6 protein-coding genes are annotated in these 14,292 nt (G+C 64.2%); 1 reads left to right on the plus strand and 5 read right to left on the minus strand.

Annotated features, from left to right (window positions below; translation table 11 throughout):
* Window positions 1-99: 99 nt before the first annotated feature.
* The 5 genes from ACX93L_RS17795 to ACX93L_RS17815 all read right to left on the minus strand — a co-directional run bounded on the left by ACX93L_RS17795 (window position 100) and on the right by ACX93L_RS17815 (window position 13,308).
* Complete coding sequence (locus ACX93L_RS17795) at window positions 100-8,586, minus strand: GH36-type glycosyl hydrolase domain-containing protein (RefSeq protein WP_459406053.1); 8,487 nt, start codon at window positions 8,584-8,586, stop codon at window positions 100-102.
* Between the two features lie 366 nt (window positions 8,587-8,952).
* Window positions 8,953-10,578, minus strand: a complete 1,626-nt coding sequence (locus ACX93L_RS17800; protein WP_459406054.1) for a 5-guanidino-2-oxopentanoate decarboxylase — start codon at window positions 10,576-10,578, stop codon at window positions 8,953-8,955.
* Window positions 10,563-11,765, minus strand: a complete 1,203-nt coding sequence (locus tag ACX93L_RS17805) for a pyridoxal phosphate-dependent aminotransferase (protein ID WP_459406055.1) — start codon at window positions 11,763-11,765, stop codon at window positions 10,563-10,565. The genes ACX93L_RS17800 and ACX93L_RS17805 overlap by 16 nt, the downstream gene beginning before the upstream one ends.
* Before the next feature lie 11 nt (window positions 11,766-11,776).
* Window positions 11,777-12,433, minus strand: a complete 657-nt coding sequence (locus ACX93L_RS17810; protein WP_459406056.1) for a TetR family transcriptional regulator C-terminal domain-containing protein — start codon at window positions 12,431-12,433, stop codon at window positions 11,777-11,779.
* Window positions 12,430-13,308, minus strand: a complete 879-nt coding sequence (locus ACX93L_RS17815; RefSeq protein WP_459406057.1) for a dimethylarginine dimethylaminohydrolase family protein — start codon at window positions 13,306-13,308, stop codon at window positions 12,430-12,432. Before ACX93L_RS17815 ends, ACX93L_RS17810 begins: the two co-directional genes overlap by 4 nt.
* A gap of 207 nt (window positions 13,309-13,515) precedes the next feature.
* Here ACX93L_RS17815 and ACX93L_RS17820 point away from each other — a divergent pair, with 207 nt between their 5' ends.
* A complete protein-coding gene (locus ACX93L_RS17820; protein ID WP_169593574.1) occupies window positions 13,516-14,289 on the plus strand; it encodes an ABC transporter ATP-binding protein in 774 nt (257 codons plus the stop codon).
* Window positions 14,290-14,292: the final 3 nt, after the last annotated feature.

Genomic DNA, 14,292 nt, shown 5'->3' on the forward strand with positions numbered 1-14,292 from the left:
CTTACTGCCGTCTGAAACGAAAAGCCCCGCCGATCGCTCGGCGGGGCTTTTGTCATTTCAGCGATGGCCACGACCGTCCTCAGGCGGCCGCTGGGCCGGTCACAGCGTGTGGCCGGCATCTAGGTCGGCGATCGCCTTGCCGTCGACCGTCACGGCGTAGCCGGCTGCCGTGGACAGGCGTTTGACCTTGATCGCGTGGGTCTTGCCGTCGATGGCGAGGTTCGCTTCGAAGTCGTTCCATTGCGGCGGGAGGGCCGGCTTGACGAACAGGACCCCGCCCTTGCGGCTGATCCCCAACAGGCTTTCGATGGCGAAGCGGTAGAGCCAGCCGGCGGAACCGGTATACCAGGTCCAGCCGCCGCGGCCTAGATAGGCATCTCCGCCGTAGACGTCGGCGGCGACCACATACGGTTCCACGCGATAGCGTTCCGCCGCTTCGGCATCGAGCGCGTGGTTGATCGGGTTCAGCATCTTGAAGCAGCGCCACGCATCGGCCGGGCGGCCGGCTTTGGCGAGCGCCATGCCGAGCCAGATGGCCGCATGGGTATACTGGCCGCCGTTTTCACGGACGCCGGGCGGATAGGCCTTGATATAGCCCGGATCGACACTGGACTTGGCGAAGGCCGGGGTGAATAGGCGAATGATGCCTGCCTCGTCATCGACCAGCTGGGCGAGTGCGGCGTCGAGTGCCTTTGCCGTGTGCTCGGGCTTGCCTTCGCCGGAGAGCACGCTCCACGACTGGGCGATCGAGTCGATGCGGCATTCCTCGGACTGTGCCGAGCCGAGCGGCGTGCCGTCGTCGTAATAGCCGCGGCGATAGTAGTCGCCGTCCCAGCCTGCGCGTTCCAGTGCATCCGAAAGCTCGGTCAGATGGGCGGTCCAGCGCGTGACGCGGGCTTGGTCACCCTTTTCGAGGGCATAGGCGAGGAAGGACTTGAGGGTGGAGGCCAGGAACCAGCCGAGCCAGACACTTTCGCCTTCGCCCTTCTCGCCGACACGGTTCATGCCGTCGTTCCAGTCGCCGCCCAAAATGAGCGGCAGGCCGTGGGGGCCGGTTCGGGCGACGGCGAGGTCGAGCGCGCGGGCTGCGTGCTCGTAGAGGCTGTCCTGATCCGCAGTCACCGACGGCTCGAAGAAGCTGTCATGCTGACCGTCGGCGAGCTGTGGCCCTTCGAGGAAGGGCAGCTTCTCGGCGAGGAAAGCCTTGTCGCCGGTCGTCGTCACATACTGGTCGACCGCGTGAGCGAGCCAGACCACGTCGTCGGAGATGCGGGTCCGGACGCCGGCGCCGGTGCGCGGCAGCCACCAGTGCTGCACGTCCCCTTCGACGAACTGGCGCGAGGCGGCGTTCAGGATCTGCCTGCGGGCGAGCGCGGGCTCGTGAAGCAGGAATGCGAGCGTGTCCTGCAGCTGGTCGCGGAAGCCGAAGGCGCCGCTGGCCTGGTAGAAGCCGGCGCGGGCGAAGATACGGCAGGCGAGTGCCTGATAAGGCAGCCACCGGTTCACCAGCGTGTCGAAGCCCGCATCGTCGGTCCGGACCTGCAACTGGCCGGTAAAGCCGGTCCAGAAGTCGGTTGTCGTGCCGAGGATCGTCTCGAAGCGTTCCTTGCGAATGGCTTCGATCAGGGCGCGGGCGGCTTCGGGCGTGTCCGTCTCGCCAAGCAGGAAGGTGAGATCCCGCTCGGTTCCTGCCGGCACCTCGATGTCGAAGGCGAGTGCTGCACAGGGATCGCTCTCGGTCTCGGCCGAGCCGGAGAGACGCGACTGGCGGGCAAGCGCCTGCGGCAGCTTGATCGTGCCGTTTCGACCGATGAACTCGCGGCGGCTCGCCGTATAGCCATCGGGCGCGGTAAGACCGGCGAGGAAGGCGGTGCGGCCCGGATAGTTGATGTCGTAGGGGTTGGTCGCGAAGAGCGCGGACGTCTCTTCGTCGAAGGACGAAAGGACGAAGGGCGCGGTCTTCTGCTGGTTGTTGCCAAGGACCCATTCGGCATAGCCGTAGACGCGGAACCTGCGGGTGTCCCGCGTCTTGTTGCTGAGCACGAGGCGGGACAGCTTGACGGGGCGGCTGTGATCGACCGTCTGGGTGAGCTGCAGCTCAAGTCCGTCATGCGTGCTCGTAAAGACCGAGTAGCCCAGGCCGTGACGGGTCTCGTAACGGGTCGTTTCATCGAGGTTCAGCGCGCTGACCGGCGAGAAGGTGCGGCCCGTATCGAGGTCGGCGACGTAGAAGGCCTCACCTGGACGGTCGACGACCGGGTCGTTGGTCCAGGGCGTCAGCTGATAGTCGCGCGAGTTCTGGCTCCAGGTGAAGCCTGAGCCTTCCGCCGAAACGTGGAAGCCGAATTCCTCGTTCGAGATCACGTTGATCCATGGCTGCGGAGTTGCCTGATGGCCGGCAAGACGGACGACGTATTCCTTGCCATCCTTGGCAAAGCCGCCGAAGCCGTTCCAGAAGTCGAGATCCGTTCCGTCGATCGCCGGCGAGATCGCCGAGGGGGCGGCTGGAATGGCTGGCAACAGGCCCGGCCATTCGGCTTCAGAGCCGTCTGGCGTGCGCGGAGTGGCGAAGAGCGAGACGGTCCGGTTGATCTGGTCGACGACCTTGCCGTTGCGGGCATGCAGGACGACGCGAGCCGCGGCGAGCAGGGCCTGGGACGCACTGTCTTCCATCAGGTCGTGGCGAACGACGAAGACATGCGGCTTGCCGCCGCTGCCGTCGGGCAGGCGATGCCTGAGGTTCTCGGCCATCTGGTCCAGAGCATGCTGCATGTCCTGCGCATAGGAGGTGGCACGCTCGTTGACGATCGCGAGATCGGCGACAACGCCACGCCGACGCAGGTATTCCAGCGCGCTCATCGCTTCGCGGGCGATGTCGGTATCCATGTCGTCATTGATGCGTAGCGCGAAGATCGGATAATCGCCGGAGATCGCCAGTGGCCAGAGGGCCGACTGGGTAGTCAGTCCGCTGCGAACGCTTGCCGGATCGACCCGGAGGTGTGTGTCAGGATAGACCAGATAACGGCCGAGGTGCTGGAAGGCGGCGGCCTGCTGCGAGGTGATCCCGATATGGCGAAGCTCGACCTGGGCGCGGGTCCAGGCATGGATGAGCTCGTGGCTGAAGGCATCCGGGTGACGATAGCGTTCGATCGCCTGGTCGATCTTCTCGCGGTTCGGCGCGGCGATCGTCCAGAAGATGACGCTGACTTTCTTGCCTGAAGGGACGCGCACGAGGCGGCGCAGGCTGAGGATCGGATCGAGGGTGAAGCCATCGGTACCGGAGAGCGTGGCACCCGGGTCGAAGACTGCAGCCTCGGCGAGGCTGCGGCCTCGGCCGAGGAACCGGCGCCGATCCGTTTCGAATTCCGTCGGGCGGCCCGGGCCGGCATTGTCCACCACGAGGTGGGCGACACACATGTCCGCATCACCGGGGCTGCGCTTGTTCCGCTCAGCGCGGATCACGTCGCGGCGGCGGCCGAACTCGGTCCTGATGAACATTCGCGAGAAGAGCGGATGGGCATTGTCCGCGTCGTCCTGGGCCAGAACGGGCTCCATATAGGAAGTCACTTCGATGAAGCGGTCCTCGGGGCCGGTGTTGAGGATGGTCAGGCGACGGCCTTCGGCATCATGTTCGGTCGCGACGATGCACTCCACCTGGGTGGAGATGTCGCCGACGGTCTTGAAGAACTCGGCCTTGTCGTCGCCGAAGATGACCTTGGACTTCTCGTCCTCGGCGCGTCGCGGAGCGGCCGTCGCCGACCACCACTGGCCGTTCGACATGTCGCGCAGGAAGATGAAGGTGCCGGTGCGATCCTCGGTCGGATCGGACTTCCAGCGGGACACGGCCTGACCATTCCAGCGGGAATAGCCCGAACCGGTCGCCGTCAGCATGACCGAATAGTGGCCATTGGACAGGAAGGCGACCGCGCGGTCCTTGGTCGCCGGATCGGTGACGGTGCGGATTTCCGGGCGCAGCAGGTCGGCCTGACCCTTGCCGGGTGTCTGCGGTTCGTATTTCGCGCTCATCACTGGGATCTCGCGCGGGGCCTTTTCCTGCAGCAGGAGTTCGGCCGCCTCGATGACCGGGTCGGCGTGGAAGAGTTCGCGCAGGCGGCCGTTGAAGGCGACGTTGGCGATTGCGGCGATCGACATGCCATGGTGGTGGGCATAATAGTTGTATACCACCGCACAGGTCTTGCCGTCCGGCACGCGGGTCGGCGTGAAGTCGACCGCGTCATGGAAGCCGTAGGCACCCAATGCGCCGAGCTTGCGCAGGCGCTCGAGGTTCTCGACCGCGGCCTCCGGGAAATACTGGCTGGCGAGGATCGAGGCATAGGGCGCGATGACGGCGTTCTGGCCGAGACCGCGCTTCAGGCCGAGCGTCGGCACACCGAAGTTGGTGTACTGATAGCTCATCTCGTGGTCGCGAGCATTGAAGGCCGCTTCGGAGATGCCCCACGGGATATTGAGGCGGCGGCCGTGGTTCATCTGCTCCTGGACCACCAGATTGTTGGTCTGGTTGAGGATGCCGCCCTGGCGTTCCTGCATGACGAGCGGCGGCATCAGGTATTCGAACATCGAACCGGACCAGGAGATCAGAGCAGCGCGTGCGCCGATCGGAACGACCTGTCTGCCGAGACGGTACCAGTGTTCGGTGGGAAGATCGCCCTTGGCGATGGCGAACAGGCTGGTCAGGCGGCATTCGGAGGCGAGAAGGTCGTAGCAAGCCTCGTCGAGTTCCCGGCCGTCGACGCGATAGCCGATCGACAGCAGGCGCCGTTCCGGACGGAACAGGAAACCGAAGTCCATCGAGAAGGCGATGTCGCGGGCGCGGTCGCGCAGCAGCGTCAGACGCTGGCGCAGCGGATCGATGTTCGAAAGGTCGAAGGCGGTATCGGCGATGTGGGCTTCGCAGATGCCTACCAGCGATTCCGTCCAGCGGATCACCTCGGCGCTCTGGTCGGAGCGCAGTTCGTGATGGAGGTTGGCCGCAAGCTTCTGGATATCCCGTGCGAGAACGGCCAGGTTGATGATGCGGATCGAGGCGAATTCGTGCTCGCGCTTCACGGCGGACAGCGCATTGTTGAAGCCGACGATGCGTTCTTCAAGGCGACGGCGTAGCGGGCGAACCGTCTTGCGGTCGTCCGGCAGGTCTTTCAGGACCTCGAGAAGGATGCCTCCGACATCGCCGATGCCGTCCAGATTTCCCTGGAGATGGGCGGAGGGCGCCTCTGCCCATTCGCGGCAGGCCGAGGAGATCGCGATGAGGTGGCCGGCGAGGTTGCCGCTATCGACTGCCGAGATGTAGCGCGGTCCAAGCGTCTTCAGGGTATCCGTGTGATACCAGTTGTACAGGTGGCCACGGTACTTATCCATGCGCTCGACAGTCGAAATCGTCTGCTCGAGACGCTCGATCGTCTGCTCGAAGCTGATCCAGCCGAAATGACGGGCGGAGACGACGGACAGCAGGTAGACGCCGATATTGGTCGGCGAAGTCCGGTGCGCGACAATGGGTTCCGGCCGTTCCTGGAAGTTGTCCGGCGGCAGATAGTTGTCGCCCGCGGTCACGAAGGTCTCGTAGAATCGCCAGGTACGGCGCGCGATCTTGCGCAGTTCGATGGTGACGTTTTCGGGAACGAAAAGGCTGTCCTCGGTTTCGGCCGACTGGCTGACATACCAGGCGACCAGCGGGGAGAGCACCCACATGATCGCGAAGGGCAGGCCGATCAGGAAGCCGTAGCCGCCCGGCAGCGCCGCAAAGAAAAGGGCAAGGACCGCCACGACCGGCGCATGCAGCATGCTGCGGTAGTAGGTCGAAATGCTGCCCTGCGCAGAAGACTGGATGCTGGCGGCGGTGCGCCATTCGAGCAGCAGCTTGCGGCTGACCAGCATGCGGTAGAGCGAGCGAATGATCGCGTCGCCCATCATGTAGGCCATGTCGGCAATGAAGACGATGCGCAGGGCAACCTGCGCATTCGACGAGCGCAGTTCCGACCACAGTGATTGGAAATGGGCGGCAGGAACGATGTCTGTCTGGCGGGGCACCAGGCCCGAGAGCAGCGACAGTGTCGGTGCTACGAACAGACAGAAGATCAGCACAAGCTGCCAGATGAAGGCGCCGACCGGATCCATGGCGAACCAGCCGAGGACGGAAGCGAGGAACCAGGCCATCGGGGTCAGCGAGCGGCGCAGGTTGTCGACCATCTTCCAGCGGCCGAGCGAGGTGATGCCGCGGGCTGGGTCGAAGATGTAAGGGATGAGCTGCCAGTCGCCGCGGGCCCAGCGATGCTGGCGTGAGATCTCGACCTCGTAGCGCGTCGGGAAGTCCTCGACCAGTTCGACGTCGGTGACTAGGGCGCAACGCGCCATCGAGCCTTCGAGCAGGTCGTGGCTCAGAACCGTGTTCTCGTCGATCCGTCCCTTGAGGGCAGTCTCGAAGGCATCCACCTGATAAAGGCCCTTGCCGGTGAAGGTGCCTTCGCCGGTGATGTCCTGATAGACGTCGGAGACGGTGAAGACGTACGGGTCGACGCCGCGGTTCATTGAAAAGACGCGCTGGAAGACGGAAGCGTCCTTGCCGGTGGTCAGCGAGGGCGTCACGCGGGGCTGGAGAAGGCCGTATCCGCTGACGACGCGGCCGGTCTTCGGATCATGGACCGGGCGGTTGATCGGGTGATAGAGCTTGCCGACCAGCTTGGTGACGGCATCGCGCATCAAGCGCGTGTCGGCGTCGAGGGTCATCACGTACTGGACGTTTTCCGGCACCATGTTCGCGCCCGGAAGATAGGACGTGTCGCGGTCGCCCCGCAGCAGCAGGTTCAGTTCGTGCAGCTTGCCGCGCTTGCGCTCCCAGCCCATCCAGGCGCCTTCGGCCGGATTGAAGAGGCGGCGGCGGTGCAGCAGGTAGAAGCGGGTCTTGCCGTCATGCGCATAACGGGCGGAAAGCTCGGCAATCTGGCCCTTTGCGTATTCCAGGATCTCGAGATCGGCGGCGGTTTCCTCGACCGCGCTGTCGCGCCAGTCGCTCAGCAGTGCGAAGTAGATCTCGCCGCGCGGGTTCGTGAGGTAGTGGACCTCGAGATTGCGGATCAGCTCGTCGACATCGTCGCGCTTGGCAATCAGGCAGGGCACTACGACGAGGGTGCGTGCATCTTCCGGCAGGCCTTCCTTGAACTCGTAGCCGGTCAGGCGGGCGGGTTTCGCGATGAAGGTCACCAACGTGTTGAAGAGGCCCGTCGCACCTTCCGACGCCGGCAGCGAGAACAGCAGCAGCAGAACGATGGTCATCGGCGTCGACAGGCCGGCCATCTCCAGGAAATAACCGACAACCGCCATTGCGGTGAGCGTCAGGCCGATGACCGGTACGGCGATGGAAATCCAGTTCAGGCGCTGGATGCCGAGGGCGAGGCTGCGCCAGAGCGGCATGCGGTAGCCGATTGCCTGCTCAAGAAGCGGGCGCTGGGCGCCGACCAGGTAGCCGCCGACATTCGGCGTCACGCCGGTTTTCCCGGATCGGGCGGCTTCTGCCGCGAGATCGATCGCCATCTGGGCGATTTCAATCTCGCTCTTGTCCGAGCGGCGGGCCAGCTTTTCGATCGTGTTGCGATAGGCGTTACGCGAACCGAAGTCGAGTTCGCGATAGTCGGTGTGGTTGCCGAGGATCTTGTCGACGAGGCAGACGTCTTCCACCCAGACCGACCATTCCTTGTCGTCGATCTCGCGCAGGCTCTTGACGATGTTACCGGTCGTCACGTTGCCGGAAGACAGGCGGTTGTGCTCCGCCGTCATCGATTCCTCGGCGGTGCGGCCGGCCTTTTCCAGGCGCTGCTCGACCCAGGCGATCGCAAAGCTGGTGTTCTGCGATCCGTTGCGGAGGCGGTACAGGAACTGGGTCGCGAAGGTATTGTCTTCGGCGAGCGGTTCGATCTGCTTGAGGAGTTCGGTCGAGCTTGCCGCATCGTTCAGCCGAATGATCTCGTCGGCAACCTCGTTGGCCTTACGGCGCATGCGGCGGGAGCGATCGACACGGGTGGAAATGCGGCGCAGGTTTTCGATGAGAACGAAACGGACGATCGACGGCAGCGCCCAGAGTTCGCCGATTTCCAGCGTCTGGTGTTTCTGGAAGCCTTCGACAAGCGCGGTCATGGCCTCCATCGACACGGTCGAATGGGTGTGGGCCACATAGAGCCAGGCCAACGCCATGGTGCGGGGGATCTCGCGGTTCCCGACCTTCATCGTCGGGAGCTGACGATAAAACTTCTTCGGGAAGTCACGGCGGACTTCCTGGATCGCTTCCTCGATGATGTAGTGGTTATCGAGCAGCCATTCGGCGGCAGGCGTGATGGTCGCGCCGGCTTCGACATCGGCTGCGGTTGCCCGGTAGACGCGCAGGATTTCCCGCTCGTTCTCGCGGTGGCGCGCAAAGAAATCGAAGTCGATCAGACCGGGCAGGTCGGTGGCCCCGTCGCGGGCCAGAGCTTCGGCGCTTTCGCGCAACTCCTCGATCGTGAAATAGGCGGCCCGGATCGCATCGTTGTGATCGATCTGTCTGGTATCTAAGTCGCGCGACTGAACATGCAGCGTCATGGGCAAAGACTTATTCTCGGGTGTTTCGTTTACTGGAAGCCGTCAGGGTTCGTCTTGGCCTGCTGCCGCCTTCCCGCGCATCGCTTTGCATGGTTTTGGCCTTCCGTTCAATCATCTGAACTCAAAAAGGCAGCTATGCGACGCGAGGGCGGCAAGAAAACGGGTCCAGGCGGAGATGGGTTCGTGGCTTCGCTGGGAAAATTGGCTTTTTTATGCCTTATTTCAAAGCCGTAGCCAAGCGCTAAAGCAACCGCCTGCGCGGCCGGGCGCAGTGCGGCGGGCAAATTACGGCGGCATGTGAAGGATCCGTGCAGAGTCTTCGTGCGGCAAAAGGAGCGGCCCGCACGAGCGAGCAGCCCGTCGCGATCAAGCGGTGGCGCCGCGGGTGTTTCTCTCGTGGATCTCGATCAGGGTGGGGCCCAGCGTCCGGCTGGCGTCGACCAGGGCTGCCGGCAGCGCATCCACGTCGGAAAGCCGGACGGCCGGCAGGCCATAGGCCTCGGCAATCTTCAGGAAATCGGGCGGGCTCGGCTTCACGCCTTCGGGCACGATCCCCTGTTCGATCATGTAGGTCTCGATCTCCTGATAGCCGTCGTTGTTCCAGACGAGGAAGATCACCTGAGCGCCGGCGTCCTTGGCCGCGCCGAGCTCGGCGAGCGAGAACTGCAGCCCACCGTCCCCGACCAGGCAGACGATCTGCGTTGTCGGCTCCGCGATGCTCGCCCCGATGGCGGCCGGCGGCCCGTAGCCGAGTGCTCCGTAGCCGGTCGCGGCATTGAACCAGCCGTGCAAGCGATCGGCCTCATAGTAGAGGTTGCCGGAATATACGGCCTGGGTGGAATCGCCGACGATGATTGCGCCGGGAAGCGTTTCCCGGATCGTCTCGAGAATGGAAATCTCGCAGCGCATCTTCGGCGTCAGTTCGGCAAGCGCCGCTTCGCGTGCTTGCAAGGCTCTCAGCGCACCCTGTGCATCGGTCTTTTCACCACCGAACTCCGCAAGCTCGGTCAAAAGGTCGTCTACGAGATTGTTGACCGTGGAGAGGATCGGCAGCGAAGCGGACGGCCCGCGGGCGAGCTGCGCCGCGTCAATGTCGACGCGCACGAGAGTCTGCGGAAGTTCGGGGAAGCCGTTGTCGGCGTACATGTCGTAGTCGGTCTGGCCCATCTGCGTACCGAGCGCGAGAACCAGGTCCGCGTCGGCGATCAGCCGGCGGACGGCCGCAAGACTTGGGCTTGCGGGAACGGACAGCGGATGCCGGTAGAACATGCCGCGCGCATTGACTGTGGTGACGACAGGCGCGTCCAGTCGTTCGGCCAGCACCTCGATGCCTGGCGCGGCAGAAACCGCGCCACCACCGCACAGGATCACCGCACGCTTCGCCTGACGGCAGCGCTGGGCGAGATCGAGAACGGATGCGATGTCGGCGCGCGGCCGGGGGACGGGCGGATTCTCCGGCTGCGGCAGTGCGATCGGTCTTGCCATCACGTCGGTCGGGATCTCGATATGCACGGGGCCGGGACGGCCGGAGCGGAGGATGGCAAAGGCGCGCTTCATCACTGCCGGAAGGTCTTCCGGCTCGAGGAGCGTATGGGACATCAGCGCGAAAGACGCGATCATCGCCCGCTGGTCCGGCAATTCATGCAGGCGGCCGCGACCGTGACCAAGGCTCGACCGGGCATTGACCCCGGAGATCACGAGCAGCGGTACCGAGTCCTGCTGGGCCTGAGCCATGGCCGTGATGGTGTTGGTGAGGCCCGGGCCGGTGATGACGAGGCAGACGCCCGGCTTGCCGCTGACGCGTGCATAGCCGTCGGCCATGAAGCCCGCGCCCTGTTCGTGGCGCGGCGTGACATGACGGATCTTTGCGCCGGCAAGGCCGCGATAGAGTTCCACGGTGTGGACGCCGGGGATGCCGAAGACGACATCGACGCCGTTGGCTTCCAGAATGTCGACCAGAGCCTCGCCGACCGTCTTCACTTTGTCGCCCATCGCGGGGTGTCCTTCTCGCCGAGCAGTTCATTTGCCAGGTCGACCATGCGCCCCGTGGCGGTTGCCAGCTGCGTGTCATCGACCGTCAGCGAAATGCGGATGAAGTTTTCGGCCTCCTCGCCGAAGGAGGCGCCGGGCATGACGGCGACATCCTTTTCATCGAGCAGGCGCTTGGCGAAAGTCTGGCCGGCGAGGCCCGAGGCGGAAACGTCGACGACGATGAACATGCCGCCCTCCGGCATCATCGGCTTCAGGATGCCGTCCTGGTCGAGGATGCCGGCAACCAGTCTCGCACGCCGCTCGTAGTTGTCGCGCATGACGGCGGCGGTGTCGAACGGCTGTGTCAAGGCCATCGCGGTCATGTCGGCGATGAACGGCTGCACGCCGAACAGCATGGTTTCCGAGACAGGCAGAAGACGGTCGCAGAACTCCGTGGGGCCCACCGCCCAGCCGCTGCGGAAGCCCGGCGCGGCATGGGATTTCGAGATCGACGAGACGACGATGGTGCGTTCGGCAAGTTCGGGATCGTCGAAGGGCGAGGCGAAGGCGGCGCCGAAGATCAGCTCTTCATAGACTTCGTCACAGACGATCCAGAGATCGTGCCGGCGGCAGACTTCGCCGATGGCGGCAATCTCGGAGGCGGTCAGGACGGCGCCTGTCGGATTGTGCGGCGTGTTGAGAAGCAGGACACGGGCGCGCGGGGTCACGGCACGCTCCAGATCCTCTGCCTGGAGGTGAAAGCGCTTTTCCGGATGAAGGGGTACCGGAACCATACGCGCGCCGCTCGAGGCGATCACGCCTTCATAGGTCGCGTAATAGGGGTCGCCGACCAGTACATCGTCATCGCGCTCGAGCAGGCCGAGCATGACGGTGAAGAGCGCGGTCTGGGTGCCGGGGAAGCAGAGCACGTTGCGCTCGCTCACGTCGGCTCGCCGCTTGCGGTATTTCCCGACCAGTGCTGCCACGACTGAGGCCTCGCCGCGACCGTTAGAATAGCGGGTGCGGCCCGCATACATGGCGCGGGCGCATTCATCGAGCAGGGCCTGATCGGGACGCACATCCGGTTCGCCGATCGTCAACTCGATGACGGGCGTGCCTGCGGCGGCCTTACGCCGCGCCTCGATGTGAATGGCCCATTTGCCGGATCCGAGATTGGCAAGGCGGTCGGTGATGGTGGCGTAACGCATGGATTGTCCAATCATCTCTTGTCGTGTGCGACGGCGTTGGCTTCGACGAGGCTCAGGCCACCGAGCAGCGCCTCGACCGAGGCAAGCGCGATGCGGGGCAGCGCCTCGTCGTCGAAAAGGTCGCCAGCCAGAGAGCCTTCGAGCCACAATCCGTCGATAAGTCCGTTGATGGCGATCGCGAGTTCCCGGTACTCGGCCGGCGTAACCGAGCGGCCGCATTCCTTGAGGAAAGCTGCCGTTAGCGTCTCGAGCGAGTCCAGGAAGGTGAGGTAGTTTTCGCGGTGGATGCGGGCGAATTCCGGGTCAACGCGCACATGGCTGATGAAGGCGGCCCAGAGGGACAGGGTGCGCGGGTCGGTGACCGGCGGACTGACATTTGCGATGATGAAGTCGTGCAACCGCTGGCGTGCGCTCTCTCCGGCCGTCTCCGCGGCATTGATCGCCGCCGAGGACATCGTCGTCATAATCTCGCGATAGGCGGCCTGGAGCATCTGGTCCTTGCCGGTGAAATAGTGGCGGATGAGGCCGCCGGTGACCCCGGCACGGGCCGCGATCTGGCGCACGGTCGCGCCCTGCAATCCGTGTTCCGAGATACAGTCAAGCGTGGCCCTGATCAGATCCTGGCGGCGTTCGGCTTCGCCCGCCCTGTGGAAGGTGCGGCGTGTCATGGCTCGAGCCTGAGGATTGGGCGCGTCAGGCAGGTCGGGCCACCCTCGCAGGCGATGCAGAGCGCATCCGCGGCGAAGACCTGAACGTCGCAGCCTGCGGCTTCCATGGCCGCGCGGGTCTCGGGGAAGCCGTCGACCATGATGACCTTGTTCGGAGCGGTCGGAAGGACGTTGAGGTTGAGGCCGCTGCTCGCGGCGAATTCACTTTCGGGTGCGACCACCAACCGAATGCCTTTTTCCTTCAGAAGGAAATAGAAGGCTGCCGGCAGTAGGGGGGCATGTACCAGCGCGAGGTCGTCGGCGAGCGGGCTGATGACCGACATCAAATGAAGACAGGCCTCCTCGCCCTGCCACAGCGGCAGGTCGAAGCCGAGCACGGTCACGCCGAGCGGTGCAAGAATGGCGGAGACCTGGTCGATGCCGGCCTGGTTCGAGCGCACGCCGCGGCCGATCGCCAGCGTCTTGTCATCGACCCAGACACAGTCGCCGCCTTCGACGGTGCCGGGAGCCTCGACGCGGCCGAGGATCGGAATGCCGGCCTTGCGATAGGCTGCCTCGTGCAGCGCCGGCTCGCCGGCGCGCAACGGTTTTCCCATCTTGAGGATGATTGCACCCTTGTCCGTCATCAGTGACGGGTCGTGGGTGAACATGGCATCAGCCAGGCCATCGCCATTGTCCTCGAGCCAGAGAATCTCAGCTCCCGAGGCGGCGACGAGGCGCGCGAACTCGCCATACTGGGCGATGGCCTTCTCGCCGTCGAAGGTCGGGCCATAGTGCCATTTCTTCGGGTCCGCGGCCCTCAGGCTTGGTCCGGGGCGACGCATCAGGACGCGACGCAGCGGCTTTGCCATTTCCTGCGAGCCGTATTCCTTCATGCGCTTCTTCCTCCGACGGGCAGACCCGGCAACCATTTGCGGCTCTGCGTATCGTTTTATTTATACGGTTGAATAATTGGCGCACAAGTGCAAAACTCGCGTCAATTCACCGGGCGTGGTCCAGCGGCGCACCGGGCAGACAAGAAGCTGGCGGGAACAGTCGCAACGATCTGCCGGAGGTATTTCTCCGGACATTGGCGGTATTTCATGACGGAATCGGCGCATGCCATCGAGGTGCAGAATCTCCACAAACGGTTCGGGCCTCTCGAAGTACTCAAGGGTGTTTCCCTCTCGGCCAGACAAGGCGACGTGATTGCCATCATCGGCGGCTCCGGTTCGGGCAAGTCGACCTTCCTGCGCTGTATCAACATGCTGGAACTGCCGAGTGCGGGCTCCGTAACGGTGCATGGCGAGACCATCGAGATGAAAAAGGACGGGCATGGCGGGCTGATGCCGGCCAATCGCCGCCAGGTCCAGCGCATCCGCAGCCAACTTGGCATGGTGTTCCAGAGTTTCAACCTGTGGCAGCACATGACCGTTCTGCAGAACGTCATCGAGGTGCCGGTGCATGTCCTCGGCATGCCGAAGGACAAGGCTGTCGACATTGCCGAAACGCTTCTGAGGCGGGTCGGCCTCTACGAGAAGCGGGATGCCTATCCCGCCTTCCTTTCGGGCGGCCAACAGCAGCGCGCCGCGATTGCCCGGGCGCTCGCCATCCAGCCGCTCGTCATGCTGTTCGACGAACCGACTTCCGCGCTCGACCCGGAACTGGTCGGCGAAGTGCTCTCCGTCATCGGCGACCTCGCCAAGGAGAAGCGGACGATGATCCTCGTCACCCATGAGATGAAGTTCGCCCGTGAGGTGTCGAACCACGTCGTCTTTCTGCATGGGGGCGTGATCGAGGAGCAGGGCCCGCCGGACCAGGTGTTCGGCGCGCCGAAATCCGAGCGGCTGAAGAAATTCATCAGCTCTATCCATTGAGAA

This window comes from Rhizobium sp. CAU 1783 (assembly GCF_054551725.1).

What these genes read in the sequence shown, in the direction of transcription:
- ACX93L_RS17795 (WP_459406053.1), bottom strand. Translation starts at nt 8,586, where the DNA reads ATGACGCTGCATGTTCAGTCGCGCGACTTAGATACCAGACAGATCGAT.
- ACX93L_RS17800 (WP_459406054.1), bottom strand. Translation starts at nt 10,578, where the DNA reads ATGGGCGACAAAGTGAAGACGGTCGGCGAGGCTCTGGTCGACATTCTG.
- ACX93L_RS17805 (WP_459406055.1), bottom strand. Translation starts at nt 11,765, where the DNA reads ATGCGTTACGCCACCATCACCGACCGCCTTGCCAATCTCGGATCCGGC.
- ACX93L_RS17810 (WP_459406056.1), bottom strand. Translation starts at nt 12,433, where the DNA reads ATGACACGCCGCACCTTCCACAGGGCGGGCGAAGCCGAACGCCGCCAG.
- ACX93L_RS17815 (WP_459406057.1), bottom strand. Translation starts at nt 13,308, where the DNA reads ATGAAGGAATACGGCTCGCAGGAAATGGCAAAGCCGCTGCGTCGCGTC.
- ACX93L_RS17820 (WP_169593574.1), top strand. Translation starts at nt 13,516, where the DNA reads ATGACGGAATCGGCGCATGCCATCGAGGTGCAGAATCTCCACAAACGG.